Here is a 13,761-nt window from a genome sequence, read left to right as displayed (position 1 = left end):
AGATGTGACGTACGAAATGTGGTTCGGAAGGAACGCAGCATAGTGGGCACTGGCTGTGATCCCTGCCGCCGCGTCAGGCGGAAGGGGTGTCGACGGCTCCGCCGAAGCGACGGTCGCGGCGAGCGTACTCCTCGACTGCCGCCCACAATGTGCGCCGGTCGACATCGGGCCACAGCACGTCCTGGAACACCATCTCGGCGTAGGCGGACTGCCAGAGCAGGAAGTTCGAGGTGCGCTGCTCCCCCGACGAGCGCATGAACAGGTCGACGTCGGGCACCCCGGGCGCGTAGAGCCGCGACCGCAGTGTCTTCTCGCTCACCTTCCCGGCCTTGAGCCTGCCCGCGGCCACCTCGGCGGTGACCTCGTTGACCGCGTCGATGATCTCGGAGCGTCCTCCGTAGTTGACGCAGAATTGGAGGACGAGGCCGGTGTTGTGCTTCGTCATCTCGGCCGCGGTCTCGAGTTCGTCGATGACGGAACGCCACAGACGCCCGCGCCGGCCGGACCACACGATGCGCACACCGAGTGCGTTGAGCTCGTCGCGGCGACGGCGGATGACGTCGCGGTTGAAGCCCATGAGGAAGCGCACCTCTTCGGGTGAGCGCTTCCAGTTCTCCGTCGAGAACGCATAGGCGGACAGGTAGTCCACGCCGACTTCGATCGCGCCATGGATGACGTCGAGCAGAGAGGACTCCCCGGCCCGGTGTCCCTCGGTGCGCGGCAGCCCCCGCTGGTTGGCCCACCGACCGTTGCCGTCCATGACGATCGCGACGTGCCGAGGCACGAACTTCGCATCGATGTGCGGAGGCCTCGCTCCGCTCGGATGGGCCGGTGGTGCGGGATAGCTCATGTGCTCTCCAGAACTCTCAGTGATCGGATATTGCGTTCGAGGTGCCAGGACACCCAGTCCGAGACGAGCTTCGAACCGTCCATCTGATCGTGCAGGTCCGAGGCTTCGGCACTCTCCCAGTCCCCTGACAGAAGCGCGGCCATGTGCTCGAGTGCATCAGTGTCCGGCAGCGCCGCGCCGGAGGGCCGGCATTGGGTGCACACTGCTCCGCCGAGCGCGGCTGAGAAGGCGCGGTGCGGGCCGGGCCGTCCGCACTGCGCGCAGTCGAGCAGACTCGGGGCCCATCCGGCCACGGACATCGCCCGCAGCAGGTAGGCGTCGAGGGCCAGCCTCGGCGGGTGTTCTCGTCTGCACAGGGACCGGATGGCGGAGACGAGGAGGAGGAATTGGGTGCGCGAGGTCGGTTCGACCTCGGTGATGCGGGCCGCGGTCTCGGCCATCACCGAGGCGGCCGAATAGACATCGTAGTCCGTGGCGATCCCGCGGGCGAAGGGCTCGACGAGTTCGACCTGGGTGACGATGTCGAGGCTGCGGCCGACATGGCACTGCAGGTCGACGAGCATGAACGGTTCGAGGCGGGAGCCGAAGCGCGATTTCGTTCGGCGCACCCCCTTGGCGACCGCACGGATGAGCCCGTGGCTGCGCGTGAGCACGGTGACGATGCGGTCGGCTTCGCCGAGCTTGTGCCCTGAGAGCACGATGCCTTCATCACGATAGTTGTGCACCCGTCCATTATCGCTCAAGCGCGGCGGGGAATCATCCCCGCCGCGCTCTCCTACTGCTGTGAGATCGGCCCTGCCGGCTCAGGCCTGGCGCTGCTGCTCGCGATCCCGGGCCGCCCGGTTGACGGCCGAGACCACGGCTTTGAGCGAGGCCTTCGTGATGTTCGGGTGCAGCCCCGCTCCCCAGACGACACGGTCCTCGACCGCGAGTTCGACATAGGCGGCGGCCATGGTGTCGGCACCCGAGCCGATGGCGTGCTCGGTGTAGTCCTGGAGGCGGACGTCGACGTCGAAGTTGTCGATGAGGATCTTCACGAGCGCATCGATCGGGCCCTTGCCGTGGCCTTCGTAGCTGCGCTCCTGACCGTCGACGATGAGGTCGACCTCGACACGTTCGGACGGAGCGGAGCCGTCGACGGAACCGGACTCCGTGCGCAGACCGACGATCTGGAACCGGCCCCAGGCCTTGTCCGCGTCCTCGCTGGGCAGGTATTCGTAGTTGAAGATGCGGCGGATCTCCTCGGAGGTGACCTCACCGCCGCCCTCAGTATGCTGTTGCACGGCGCGGGAGAATTCGACCTGCATGCGGCGCGGCAGATCGAGGCCGTACTCGCTCTTGAGCAGGTAGGTCACTCCGCCCTTGCCGGACTGGGAGTTGACGCGGATGATCGCCTCGTAGGACCGGCCGAGATCCTTCGGGTCCACGGGCAGATACGGCATGTCCCATTCCATCAGGTCCACGGGCGTGCCCTGCGCGTTCGCCTTCTTCTCACGGTCGGCGAAGGCCTTGTTGATCGCATCCTGGTGCGATCCGGAGAACGAGGTGAACACGAGGTCGCCGCCGTAGGGGTGGCGTTCGTGGACGCCGATCTGATTGCACTCGGTCACGGTGTGGATGACCTCGTCGATGTCGGAGAAGTCGAGTTCGGGGTCCACGCCCTGGGTGTAGAGGTTGAGGGCGACGGTGACCAGATCGAGGTTGCCGGTGCGCTCTCCGTTGCCGAACAGGCAGCCTTCGATGCGGTCGGCACCGGCCATCATGCCGAGCTCGGCGGCGGCGACCCCGGTGCCCCGGTCGTTGTGCGGGTGCAGGGAGACGGCCACCTCGTCGCGGTAGGGGATGTTGCGGCAGAACCATTCGATCTGATCCGCATAGGTGTTCGGGGTGCCGCGTTCGACGGTGGCGGGCAGGTTGACGACGGTTTCGCGTCCGGCGGCCGGCTGCCACATGTCGAGGACCGATCCGACGATGTCGAGGGCGAACTCGGGCTCGGTGTCGACGAAGATCTCCGGCGAGTACTGGTAGCCGAACTCGGCATCGGACAGCAGCGTCTCCGCGTGCTTCATCACCGCCTGCGTGCCCTGCAGGGCGATGTCACGAGTCTGGTCGAAGCCGTCGCCGTCGAAGCCGAAGACGATCTTGCGGAAGACCGGCGCGGTCGCATTGTAGAGATGGACGGTGGGCTTCTTGGCTCCGACGAGGGATTCGACGGTGCGTTCGATGAGGTCCTCACGGGCCTGGGTGAGCACGGAGATGCGCACATCGTCGGGGATCGCATCCTGTTCGATGATCTCGCGGACGAAATCGAAGTCGACCTGGCTGGCGGCGGGGAATCCGACCTCGATCTCTTTGAATCCGAGCCGCACGAGCAGATCGAACATCTTGCGCTTGCGGTCGGGGGTCATCGGATCGATGAGGGCCTGGTTGCCGTCGCGCAGATCGGTGCTCAGCCAACGGGGAGCCTTGCGGATCGTCTGATCCGGCCAGGTGCGGTCGCGCATGTCGAGGTCGATGCGCTCCTGGAAGGACTTGTACTTGCCGAACGGCATGGGAGAAGGCTTCTGCAGTTTCATTGTTCCTCTATCTTCAGTTCGTACGCTTGACCAGCATAGGAAGACTCCGCGACGAGTGTGCTGTCCGTTCAGGACTCGTCGCGGCAAGGAAGGAGGAGGAACCTGTGTGCCACGTCTTCACCGTAGACCGGTTGCCTCCGCCTGTCCCACATCCGTCCACATCATAAGATCGCCGAGGCGGCCGCGGGCTGGCCGTGCTCCCTCACTTGAGGAAGTCGACCGAGGCCCGACGGACGTTGAATCCGACCCCCGAGTCATCGGATTTGCAGGTGATGCCGTCTTTCGCGGAGGTGCAGGTCATTCCGGCTGCGGAGATCGAGTCGCCGTACCCGAGCACTCGGGCGGGGCCGTCCGCCTCGGGGGCTTCGACGCAGGAGAACCCTGCGCCTTCCTCATTGGCCACCACGACGGCGCCCCAGTCGTCGAGTCGGCAGTCCTCCGGCTTCTCCGGCGGCGAGTAGTCGTAGTCCTTGATCACGCAGCGGGCGCGTTCGGAGTCGATTGTGCACGAGATGTTGCCCGACGGCGATGTGAAGGCCTCCTCTGCCACGGGCGGTCCGGAACTCTCAGACGGCGACGGCTCAGGATCGTCGGTCTGGCCGATGGAGGGCTGACCTGGTGCCGACGCCGTCTCATCGGTGCCCTGGGTGGAGTCCCAGACGATGTAGCCGACGATGCCGAGCGCGAGTACGAGAGCGAGGACGGCGAGGACCCACAGCCATGGCGGGACCTTCTTCGTCTCGGGCTGCCGACGGTGGGGTTCTCCCGGACCTCCCTGTCCCCCGGGGCCGGAGGGCCCTCCCGGTCCGCCGGGCCCGTAGCTCGCCGCACCTGCAGGGGCGGCGTAGGCCGCGGCATAGCCGTATCCGGTCGGAGCCGCCTCGGGGCGGGCCGGAGCCGCCGGGCTCTGCTGGGGTCCGGCCGCGGACTGCTGCGCACGAGCCGGGGACTGGGCCGGCCCGGGGGCTCCGGGCCCAGCCGGTGACTGCATCGGGCCGGAGTGGGGCGATGCGGTCGCCGCCGTCTGCCCGGCGGCTCCGAATTCCGGTCCCCACTGGCCCTGGTGCGGATGCGGTCCGGCGGAATCTGCCGCGCCCTGCTCCGAGGCGCCCATCGGGTTCCACTGCTTGGGCTCCGAAGCGGCCTCGGCCGCCGCGATGTCATCGGAGTTCGCCTTCCGCGGCGCGGCCGGCAGACCGCCTGTCTCATGGCCTTCGGCCGCCGCCAGCTCTCGCAGCTCCTCGAGGCTGAGGACCTCGGTAGCCTCGGTGCCGTCGGAGTCGACCATCGACCGCAGCCGCTGGAGCTCTTCGGGGGTGAGTGCTTGAGTGGAGCCATCTGCGGCCGCGGATTCGTCCTGGCCGATGAACAACTGGGTTGTGATCGACTCCGGAGACTCCTCGGCCGGCTTCCGGCGCCCGGGGCGCGGAGGATGGTTCGGCACAGGTGGAATGCTCATGGAGTCATTTTCGCATAGTCGCTGCCCGGGAATTCTCAAGCTTCGTGAGATGATGACCTCATGTCCAGTGGTGTCCACCGGCGCGCCGGCCTGCCCGTGCTCGTCGTCCTCGCTCTGACGCTGACCGCCTGTGGCACCGATGCCGGCGGCGGCGATGGGTCCGCCCGCGCCGACTCCACGAGCCTGGCCGCACCCGCACAGCAGACGCGCATCGGTGATGTCGCCGCCCCGGCCCAGGCCTCGCCGAGCGGATCCCAGAACGGCTCGGACTCGGGCGGTGACGGCTCCCCTGCGGAGGCGAGCGCCGAGCCGGCGGGACCGGCTCACCCGGTCCCGGTTCCGGGGCTCGCGAAAGACTATGCTGAGCAGATTCCGGAGGAGACCTCCCAGGTCCTCGTCGCCACCTCGCCCGATGCGGAATCGGAGGAGTCGACGCTGAGCTTCTATCAGTTCGCGGACGAGGAGTGGACGAAGCTGAAGACCTTCTCCACCCACAACGGCAGCAATGGGTGGCTCAAGGACCGGCACGAAGGAGACAGGACGACACCCATCGGCGTCTTCACGCTCAGCGACGCGGGCGGCTTCAAGCCCGATCCGGGCACCGAGCTGCCCTACACTCAGGACGACCGTCTGCCCTCCTCGGCGACGGTGGCCTACGGTGCGGACTACGAGTCGGTGTTCGACTACATCATCGCCATCGACTACAACCGGCAGCCGGGGACACCGCCCACCGACAGGACCCGCCCGATGGGCTGGGACAGGGGCGGCGGCATCTGGCTCCATCTCGACCATGATTCGGGCACCAACGGCTGTGTGACGCTCGAGGAGTCCGATCTCAAGTGGATCCTGCGCACGATCGACCCCGATGCCCACCCGCGCATCGCTATGGGTCCGGAATCCGAACTGAAGGAGTGATGCCCCCATTGCGTCGTCTCGTCATCTCCCTCGTGCAGTCGATCAACGGCTCCTTCGCCCAGGACGGCTGGTCGACCGGGGTCTCGACCGACACTGACTTCCGACGCTTCGTCGCTCTGCGTCGCCGTGCCGCGGCCCTCGTCATCGACCGCCGCACAGCACTCAATCCACAGCTGCCCGTCATCAATGCCCCTGGCAAGGCGCTCGAGCACACGCCCGTGCATGTGCTCACCGAATCCGATCCCCTCCCGCTCTCCCGGCAGCTGGCTGAGCTCGGCGTCGACTACCGTGCCCGGCAGTTCGCCCCGGACACCGTCGCCGAGGTGATCTCCTCCTTGGACACGCGCACCGATGAGGCGGACGGTGAGGAGAACATCGTCTGCGAATCCGGCCCCCATCTCGCGTTCCGGCTGCTCGAGTGCTATCCCGCGGCCGAACTGCAGCTGAGCATCAGTCCGCGTTACATCCACACGGCCACGAGCCACTTCTCCCGGCTGCAGACGGAGATCGAGCTCGACCTCCTCGACGTGCGCGCCGAGGACGATCAGGTCTTCCTCCGCTACCGCAAGACTCGTCCATCGCAGAGCCGAGCCGAGACCGGGCGCTGATCCGCGGTCTCGGCGCTCGTCTGTTCTCAGTCGTTCGCGCCGATGGCCGTGCATACTTCGAAGCGGTCGGGTGAGCGCACGATCGATTCCACCGCTGCGGCCACCTCGGCGAGGGCGATCGTCTCCACTCCTCCGCTGAGGTCATTGCGATCGTCGCCGCCGACGGGTGCCATGATCCGCAGCTCATGGAAGTCGGCCGTCGTCGATTCCGCGGCCGCGACACGAATGAGCATATTCTGCGCCGCCCCGAACACGCTGATCGCCCCGGACCCGGACAGCGCCTCGACGCTGGCGACGCCGTTGAGGGCCAGATGGACCAGCGGGCGCAAGCCTGACTGGGCACGTGGACCGGTCTGGGCCAGGCGCTCGGAGACCGTGCAGGCGGTGAAGTGTCCACACAGGTAGTCCGCGTAGTCCTCGTCGAACTTCGCCAGTCCGCGCTCGAGCACCGGTTCGTCGATGAACCACCCGCCGATGGCGGCGATGACGGCGTCGACCTGATCGAGGTCAGCGGCGGCGAGCGCCGCGAGGACCTGCTCGGGTTCGTCCACCCAGTCGGGCACCACCACGGGTGTGAAAGGGGTCTCGGGTTCGGGCGGCCTGCGCACGATTCCGGTGATGCGATGGTCGCGGCCCAGCCGCCGTGCCAGGCCCGTTCCGACATGGCCGGAGGCGCCGAAGAGGAGGATATGCATGTGTCGAGTCTAGGTCCGAGGCCGGGTGTGTGCACCGGCCGCCTGCCGTCGGCGCTCGCGAGTCACACGCTAGAGTCGACCTCAGCACCCTGCGAGCCGAAGGAGCGCATGACCGATCGCAGCGAACTCACCCGTTTGGAAGCCGTGCTCGACGGCGTCGCCGATCGCGTCCTCCCCCGCGTACCCGCCGGCGTGCAGGAATTCCTCGCCTTCGGAATCAAGCAGGCGTGGGCGTGCCTGTTCGGTGCCCTCATGCTCGCTGCCATCGTCCTCACCGCCTGGTTCCATCCTGACGACGCCTGGCTGGCACGCAACGATCTGCTCGTCGTCCTCGCCGTCCTCATCCAGATCGGCATGCTCGCCGCCCGTCTCGAGACCGGCCGTGAGCTCATCGTCATCATCGTCTTCCATATCGTGGGCACGGGCATGGAGATCTTCAAGACCGCGGTCGGTTCGTGGAACTACGCTCCCGGAGGCTGGCTCCACATCGGCGCCGTGCCCCTGTTCACCGGATTCATGTACGCCGCGGTCGGCTCGTACCTCGTCCGCGTCCATCGCCTCTTCGACCTCCGCTTCACGCATTATCCGCCGAGGTGGCTGACGGCGGTCATCGCCGCCGCCATCTACGTCAACTTCTTCACCCACCATTTCGTCCTCGATCTGCGTCTGCCGCTCGTGGCCGTCACCGTGCTCGTCTTCTTCCGCTGCCGGATGCATTTCAGCGTGCACAGGAGGACTCTGCGCATGCCTGTGCTCGTCGCCTTCGTCCTCGTGGCCTTCTTCATCTGGCTGGCCGAGAACATCGGCACCGCCGCAGGCGCCTGGCTCTATCCCAGCCAGGACGACGGCTGGCACCCGGTGCCGCTGACGAAGCTCGTGGCCTGGTTCCTGCTGATGATGATCTCCGTCGTCCTCGTCACCTTCGTCCATCGCCCCCGGCCCCCGGAGCACGGTCGCCTGGAATCGCCGCCGACACCGATGTGAAAACGGCGGAAACCCCCGGTCACAGGGGTCGACACTGATACTGTGAGCTGAAGGATTTTGGACGGCCGAAGGAGACTCATGGCGGCACCCGATGCGCAGGATGAGAAAGAATCGAGCGCATTGCTCAAGGTGTTCCGCCCGTCGAGCGGCTCTCACCTGTCCGTGAGCGCACGCATACTCCTGCGTGTATTGGCCGGAGTCCTCGCTCTCGCCCTCGTCCTCACTCTCATCGGCGTCTTCATCGTCCGCAGGTCGTTTCCCACCACCGACGGCGAGATCTCGCTGCCCGGTCTCGATGCCCCGGTCACCGTCCACCGCGACGAGTCGGGTGTTCCCACCATCGAGGCCGAGACCGCCCATGACCTGTTCCTCGCCCAGGGCTTCGTCCATGCTCAGGACCGGTTCTGGGAGATGGACTTCCGACGTCATGTCACCTCCGGCCGATTGTCCGAGCTGTTCGGCGAATCCCAGCTCGGCACCGACACCTTCATCCGCACGCTCGGGTGGAGGAAGGTCGCCGAGGAGGAGGTGAAGAGGCTCGACGAGACGAGCCTGGGCTACTATCAGGCCTATGCCGACGGCGTGAACGCTTACCTGGCGGACAAATCCCCCACAGAGGTGTCACTCGAGTACGGCGTCCTCGGTCTCCAAGCCGGCTCGGTCGAGATCGAGAAGTGGACACCGGCCGACAGCGTCGCCTGGCTCAAGGCCATGGCCTGGGACCTGCGGTCGAACCTCGAGGACGAGATCGACCGCGCACTGCTGACCTCCGAACTCGACGAGCAGCAGGTCGCTGACCTCTTCCCGGAATACCCCTATGCCACGCGCCCGACGATCCTCGGCGGCATCGCCGGTGCTTCGGCCCCGCAGACGCGCAGCGGCAGGGGCGACGAGGAGAAAGGCGATGAGGAGGCCGCAGGCGAGGAGGCACAGGCGGGTGGCACGGTCACCGATGTCCCGAGCCAGGCCGACAGCCTCGTCGACCTCAAGTCGACGGTCGCGTCGCTCCCCCAGCTGCTGGGCATGAGCAGCGACGACATCGGGTCGAATTCGTGGGTGATCTCCGGCGAGCACACGAGCACCGGTTCGCCGCTTCTGGCCAATGACCCGCATCTGTCGCCGACGATGCCCTCGGTCTGGTATCAGGTCGGACTGCGCTGCAAGAAGGTCACCGAGGAGTGCCCGTTCGATGTCACCGGCTTCTCGTTCTCCGGGCTGCCGGGCATCGTCATCGGCCACAACCAGTCGATCGCCTGGGGGCTGACGAATCTCGGCGCCGATGTCACCGACCTGGTGGTGGAGAGGATCCGCGACGGGAAGGTCGTCCACGACGACGGTGACGAACCCGTCCGAACGCGCAAGGAGACGGTGAAGGTCGCGAACGAGGACCCCCGTGAGATCACCATCCGCTCCACGCGGAACGGTCCTCTGGTCTCGAGGCTCGAGGACTCCTACCGCGAAGTCCTCGATGCCTCCACGGGCGCGGACACCGAGGATCCGAAGTCCGGGCCCGCCGATGAGCACTACGGCATCGCCCTCGACTGGACCGCTCTGCGTCCGGGCACCACCGCCTCGGCGATCTTCGCGATCAACAAGTCCACGAACTGGAAGGAGTTCCGCCACGCGGCCTCCATGTTCGACGTCCCCTCGCAGAACCTCATCTACGCCGACGTCGCCGGCAATATCGGCTACCAGGCGCCGGGGACGATCCCCCGCCGCGGGGAAGCCGATGGAACACTGCCGCGCCGAGGATGGAGATCCGACGAGGACTGGCAGGGCTGGATCGACTTCGACGAGCTGCCGAGCCTGTACAACCCCGAGCGCGGCTGGATCGTGACCGCGAACAACCCCGTCGCCGCTCCCGGCGAAGCCGTGCAGCTGAGCAATGACTTCGACTACGGTGACCGGGCCAGACGGATCACCAAACGCATCAAGGATGCGGTGGGTGAGGGCAGGAAGCTCACTCCCAAGGACATGTCCGCCATCCAGGGCGATGACCTCAACCCCTTCGCCGCGAAGCTCGTGCCCGCTGCGCTGAAGATCGACGGCGGGGACGACCCCGATATCGCGCGGGCGCAGGAGATGCTCTCCGAGTGGGACGGCCACGACGCCGCGAGCAGCGCCGGAGCCGCCTATTTCAACGTGCTCACCAAGACCCTGCTCGACCAGGTGATCGCTCCGAAGCTGCCCGAGGGCGTGGAGCCGACCGGCGGCTCACGCTGGTACCTCGTGCTCTCCGACCTCCTCGAGGACCCGGACTCATCGTGGTGGACCGGCGAGGACGTCGATGGCCGTGACGAAGCGCTCCGCAGAGCGATGTCGACGGCGTGGGCGACGACAGAGGACCTGCTCGGCCCCGAACCCGTGACCTGGCGGTGGGGAATCCTGCACAGGCTGACGATCCGCAACGCCAGCCTCGGCGAATCCGGTATCACCCCGATCGAGAAGCTGTTCAACCGCGGCCCCTACGAAGTCTCCGGAGGGTCCGGGGTCGTTCACGCCACCGGCTGGGACGCCTCGGCCGGCTACGAGACCAACTGGGTGCCCTCGATGCGGCAGACCGTCGACCTGTCTGACTTCGACGCCTCGAATTGGATCAACCTCACAGGCGCCTCGGGGCATGCCTTCCACACCCACTACGACGATCAGACGGACGATTGGGCGTCGAACGTCAACCGCCCCTGGCCGTACTCCCGGCAGGCCGTGGCGGCTGCGGCGGAGGAGACGCTCACGCTCGAGCCCTGATGCTGGTCAGGGCTTCGTCGGTCAGGGCTTCGGCAGGATCTTCGCTTCGAGGAAGTTCGCGACATCGTCTTCCCATCGCACGGGGTCGACGTTCCACTCCTTCGTGTGGCGTGCCTTGCCGTATTCGGGCATGGTCACGAGGTCCCGTCGGACCGAGGCCAGGGCCCGCGAGGGACCGGAGGGCACGAACTCGTCGTCATCGGAGTGGATGAGCAGCACAGGAACGTCGAGTTCGGCCGCCCGCGTCACCCAATCCATGCGATCGAGATCGAGCGGGGTCTGCAGACCGGTGATCGGACGCGCCCACGGCTGGGTGATCATCTCCAGAGTGAGCTTGGCGATCGGGGTCGGCAGCAGGTTCTTCTTCGCCTGCCCGTCGAGCACGTCCACCCAGTCGACGACGGGCCCGTCGAGGACGAGGGAGGTGACATGGCGACGGTTGCGGCCGCGTGAGGCGGCCTGCAGGGCGATGGCCCCGCCCATGGACCAGCCGAAGAGGACGACGTTCTTCGCTCCCTGGGACACGGCGTAGTCGATGGCGGCATCGACATCGATCCATTCGGTGTCCCCGAGCCCGTAGCGGGAGTTGGTCTCGACCCGCACCTCGGCGTCGTTGCGATAGGACATGGCGATCGCAGGCACGCCCAGGGCGTTGAGCACAGGGGCCGCGCGCAGACCTTCGGCCCGCGTGCTCGCACGACCGTGGATGAGGATCGCCCATGTGTCATGGGGTTCGGGATGGTCGGTGGGCAGCAGCCAGGCGGGCAGAGCACCGCCGTCGGAGAGGATCTCGATGTCGTCGAAGTTCACTCCGGCAGCCAACGGGTCGGGGAAGACCACACCGGTCCAGCGACCGCTCCAGGCCCGGCGGATGTCTCCGCGTGTGACGGAGCGGATCTCGCGGGAGACCGTGCGCGATCGCGGATCGTACTCGACGATGTCTCCGATCACCGCATGGCCCGCCCCCTGGTTGAAGTAGAGGCCGTAGATGCCGGGCACCGTCGTCTCTTCATCGGCAGGCAGATGGATGCGCATATTCGGCGGAAAGCCGTCGATGTGCAGAATGTCGAGTTCCTCGGGCGCATTCTCCGGGACCACTATCCGCCGGGCGAAGTAGGCGGCCAATCCCGAGGACGCCACCGAGATCAACGCGCCGAGCCCGGCACCGACGCCCACAGCGGCCACCAGCAGACGGGCAGGGAATTTCGTCTCGCGGACCATGAAAACCTCCTGTGTTCATTGTTGCCTAAGGAATGAGCAGGAGCCAAACGCTGTTGTGCGCATCAGAGGGATGACGGAATCCACGCGCGGACCCGCGCCCGCACCCGACAGATGTCAACGCACACCGGAGGACACCATGACGCACAACCCGAACGCACCCACCCGCGCAGACGAAGCCGCAGCCGCGGAAGCCGGTCGCACTGATTCGACCGGGACGGAGATCCGCTGGCAGGACGTGCTCACCGCCGAGGAGTACGCGGTGCTGCGCCAGGGTGCGACCGAACGGCCCTTCACCGGCGAGTACAACAACGAGACCGCGACGGGCATGTACCAGTGTCGGGCCTGCGGCGCCGACCTCTTCCCCTCGGATACGAAGTTCGCCTCCCACTGCGGATGGCCGTCGTTCTACGCGCCCCTCGCCGAGGACCGCGTCCGCTACATCCGAGACACCTCCATGGGCATGGAGCGCATCGAGGTCCGGTGCGCGAACTGCGACTCCCATATGGGGCACGTGTTCGAGGGCGAGGGCTATGACACGCCCACCGATCAGCGCTACTGCATCAACTCGATCTCTCTGAGACTCGACACCGCCGATGCTCAGGGCTGAGGCGCGCGCCGAACCGCTCGTTCGGTCCTTCGCCGAGCTCCGCCCGGAAGAGCTCTACGGCATCATGCAGCTGCGCTCCCAGGTCTTCGTCGTCGAGCAGGACTGCCTGTTCCTCGATCTCGACGGCGTCGACACACTGCCCGAGACGCTGCATGTGTTCCACCCGCGGCCGGCACGGGCGATGGCCGACACCCATGGAGCCGATTTCGGTCGGGACCTCGGGCCCTGGGCCTATGCCCGCATCCTGCCCGCGGACGTCCCCGACGGACCGGCCGCGCGACCGGGCGCCCGAAGCATCAGCCGGGTCGCCACCCACCCCGAGGCTCGCGGCCAGGGGTGGGGACGCAGGCTGTTGGAAGACATCGTCGATCGCCTCGCGGGTCAGCCTCTGACCCTCAACGCGCAGTCTCACCTCGAAGGCCTCTACGCTTCGTTCGGGTTCGCGCCCAATGGCCCTCGCTTCTTCGAGGACGGTATCGAGCACACCCCGATGGAGCGTCCGGGCGGCTGAGCTCTCAGCGCCGTGTCGGCTGAGTTCTCAGCGGTTCTCGGCCTCGGCGGCGGCGTCGACGGAAGCGATGATCTGCTGCATGACCGCGTGCAGCTCGCGCACCCCGTCGACGTCCATGCCGAGCTTGTCCATCATCTGCCCGGGAATGGCCTCGGCAGTCCTGCGCAGTTCGACTCCGGTGGCCGTGAGCGTGACCTCGACGACCCGCTCATCGCGTTCGCTGCGGGTCTTCGTCACATAGTCCAGCGCTTCGAGCCGCTTGATCAGCGGCGAGACGGTAGCGGGTTCGAGCCGCAGCAGCTGTGCGATCTCCCGCACGGTCAGCCTCTCATGCTGCCAGAGCGCGAGCATGACGAGATACTGCGGATGCGTGAGGTGGATCGGCTCGAGCACCGAGCGGTAGGCGCCGATCACTCCGCGGGAGGCGACGGCCAGAGCGAAGCAGATCTGGCTTTCGAGCGCCAACGGATCGCTCAACCGCTCCGCCGCATCGTCGGTTTCGCGCATCGTCTGTCCCTACTTCCTGTCGCACCGGCATTCAGTTCGTGCACTAATGATTAGTGTACACTGGAAGAGTCTTCGAAATCAGT

The 13,761-nt window shown here is 66.8% G+C and carries 13 protein-coding genes; 6 read left to right on the top strand and 7 right to left on the bottom strand.

Features of this window, described 5'->3' with window-relative positions:
- Nucleotides 1–73: 73 nt before the first annotated feature.
- The 4 genes from IIE29_RS08110 to IIE29_RS08095 form a co-directional block, all read right to left on the bottom strand.
- Nucleotides 74–850, bottom strand: a complete 777-nt coding sequence (locus IIE29_RS08110) for an isoprenyl transferase (RefSeq protein ID WP_209324740.1) — start codon at nt 848–850, stop codon at nt 74–76.
- Complete coding sequence (recO, locus tag IIE29_RS08105) at nt 847–1,575, bottom strand: DNA repair protein RecO (protein WP_209324739.1); 729 nt, start codon at nt 1,573–1,575, stop codon at nt 847–849. Before recO ends, IIE29_RS08110 begins: the two co-directional genes overlap by 4 nt.
- A gap of 78 nt (nt 1,576–1,653) precedes the next feature.
- Nucleotides 1,654–3,426 carry a 2-isopropylmalate synthase gene (gene leuA / locus IIE29_RS08100; RefSeq protein WP_209324738.1) on the bottom strand — a complete coding sequence of 591 codons (1,773 nt, stop codon included), beginning with the start codon at nt 3,424–3,426 and terminating at the stop codon, nt 1,654–1,656.
- A 202-nt stretch (nt 3,427–3,628) separates the two neighbouring features.
- A complete protein-coding gene (locus IIE29_RS08095) occupies nt 3,629–4,885 on the bottom strand; it encodes a DUF6636 domain-containing protein (protein ID WP_209324737.1) in 1,257 nt (418 codons plus the stop codon).
- Between the two features lie 60 nt (nt 4,886–4,945).
- Here IIE29_RS08095 and IIE29_RS08090 point away from each other — a divergent pair, with 60 nt between their 5' ends.
- Together IIE29_RS08090 and IIE29_RS08085 are read left to right on the top strand one after the other, a co-directional pair.
- Nucleotides 4,946–5,800 (top strand): L,D-transpeptidase family protein, encoded by an 855-nt coding sequence (locus tag IIE29_RS08090; protein ID WP_209324736.1) that lies wholly within the window; start codon nt 4,946–4,948, stop codon nt 5,798–5,800.
- Entirely contained in the window at nt 5,800–6,408 is a 609-nt protein-coding gene (locus IIE29_RS08085) for a dihydrofolate reductase family protein (RefSeq protein WP_209324735.1), read from the top strand. Before IIE29_RS08090 ends, IIE29_RS08085 begins: the two co-directional genes overlap by 1 nt.
- 26 nt (nt 6,409–6,434) lie before the next feature.
- On the opposite strand, the gene IIE29_RS08080 is transcribed toward IIE29_RS08085, so the two are convergent.
- Complete coding sequence (locus tag IIE29_RS08080; RefSeq protein WP_209324734.1) at nt 6,435–7,103, bottom strand: NAD(P)-dependent oxidoreductase; 669 nt, start codon at nt 7,101–7,103, stop codon at nt 6,435–6,437.
- Nucleotides 7,104–7,211: 108 nt separating this feature from the next.
- Here IIE29_RS08080 and IIE29_RS08075 point away from each other — a divergent pair, with 108 nt between their 5' ends.
- Nucleotides 7,212–8,087: a DUF817 domain-containing protein gene (locus tag IIE29_RS08075; RefSeq protein WP_209324733.1), complete on the top strand. Its 876-nt coding sequence runs from the start codon at nt 7,212–7,214 to the stop codon at nt 8,085–8,087.
- 78 nt (nt 8,088–8,165) lie between these two features.
- On the top strand, nt 8,166–10,832 hold the full coding sequence (locus IIE29_RS08070; protein WP_209324732.1) for a penicillin acylase family protein: 2,667 nt from the start codon (nt 8,166–8,168) through the stop codon (nt 10,830–10,832).
- 21 nt (nt 10,833–10,853) lie between these two features.
- On the opposite strand, the gene IIE29_RS08065 is transcribed toward IIE29_RS08070, so the two are convergent.
- Nucleotides 10,854–12,053 (bottom strand): alpha/beta hydrolase family protein, encoded by a 1,200-nt coding sequence (locus IIE29_RS08065; RefSeq protein WP_209324731.1) that lies wholly within the window; start codon nt 12,051–12,053, stop codon nt 10,854–10,856.
- Between the two features lie 136 nt (nt 12,054–12,189).
- On the opposite strand from IIE29_RS08065, the gene msrB reads away from it, so the two are divergent.
- Both msrB and IIE29_RS08055 read left to right on the top strand, forming a co-directional pair.
- Nucleotides 12,190–12,660: a peptide-methionine (R)-S-oxide reductase MsrB gene (msrB, locus tag IIE29_RS08060; protein ID WP_209324730.1), complete on the top strand. Its 471-nt coding sequence runs from the start codon at nt 12,190–12,192 to the stop codon at nt 12,658–12,660.
- Nucleotides 12,647–13,171, top strand: a complete 525-nt coding sequence (locus IIE29_RS08055; RefSeq protein WP_209324729.1) for a GNAT family N-acetyltransferase — start codon at nt 12,647–12,649, stop codon at nt 13,169–13,171. Before msrB ends, IIE29_RS08055 begins: the two co-directional genes overlap by 14 nt.
- Nucleotides 13,172–13,198: 27 nt before the next feature.
- On the opposite strand, the gene IIE29_RS08050 is transcribed toward IIE29_RS08055, so the two are convergent.
- A complete protein-coding gene (locus IIE29_RS08050; protein WP_209324728.1) occupies nt 13,199–13,678 on the bottom strand; it encodes a MarR family winged helix-turn-helix transcriptional regulator in 480 nt (159 codons plus the stop codon).
- Between the last annotated feature and the right edge of the window lie 83 nt (nt 13,679–13,761).

The organism is Brevibacterium renqingii (genome assembly GCF_017808095.1).
In the GTDB taxonomy this organism is placed as follows: domain Bacteria; phylum Actinomycetota; class Actinomycetes; order Actinomycetales; family Brevibacteriaceae; genus Brevibacterium; species Brevibacterium renqingii.
Note: the sequence above shows the minus strand (reverse complement) of the source record. Positions and strands in the feature narration are given on the sequence as shown.

What these genes read in the sequence shown, in the direction of transcription:
- IIE29_RS08110 (WP_209324740.1), bottom strand. Translation starts at nt 850, where the DNA reads ATGAGCTATCCCGCACCACCGGCCCATCCGAGCGGAGCGAGGCCTCCG.
- leuA (WP_209324738.1), bottom strand. Translation starts at nt 3,426, where the DNA reads ATGAAACTGCAGAAGCCTTCTCCCATGCCGTTCGGCAAGTACAAGTCC.
- IIE29_RS08095 (WP_209324737.1), bottom strand. Translation starts at nt 4,885, where the DNA reads ATGAGCATTCCACCTGTGCCGAACCATCCTCCGCGCCCCGGGCGCCGG.
- IIE29_RS08090 (WP_209324736.1), top strand. Translation starts at nt 4,946, where the DNA reads ATGTCCAGTGGTGTCCACCGGCGCGCCGGCCTGCCCGTGCTCGTCGTC.
- IIE29_RS08085 (WP_209324735.1), top strand. Translation starts at nt 5,800, where the DNA reads ATGCCCCCATTGCGTCGTCTCGTCATCTCCCTCGTGCAGTCGATCAAC.
- IIE29_RS08080 (WP_209324734.1), bottom strand. Translation starts at nt 7,103, where the DNA reads ATGCATATCCTCCTCTTCGGCGCCTCCGGCCATGTCGGAACGGGCCTG.
- IIE29_RS08075 (WP_209324733.1), top strand. Translation starts at nt 7,212, where the DNA reads ATGACCGATCGCAGCGAACTCACCCGTTTGGAAGCCGTGCTCGACGGC.
- IIE29_RS08070 (WP_209324732.1), top strand. Translation starts at nt 8,166, where the DNA reads ATGGCGGCACCCGATGCGCAGGATGAGAAAGAATCGAGCGCATTGCTC.
- IIE29_RS08065 (WP_209324731.1), bottom strand. Translation starts at nt 12,053, where the DNA reads ATGGTCCGCGAGACGAAATTCCCTGCCCGTCTGCTGGTGGCCGCTGTG.
- msrB (WP_209324730.1), top strand. Translation starts at nt 12,190, where the DNA reads ATGACGCACAACCCGAACGCACCCACCCGCGCAGACGAAGCCGCAGCC.
- IIE29_RS08055 (WP_209324729.1), top strand. Translation starts at nt 12,647, where the DNA reads ATGCTCAGGGCTGAGGCGCGCGCCGAACCGCTCGTTCGGTCCTTCGCC.
- IIE29_RS08050 (WP_209324728.1), bottom strand. Translation starts at nt 13,678, where the DNA reads ATGCGCGAAACCGACGATGCGGCGGAGCGGTTGAGCGATCCGTTGGCG.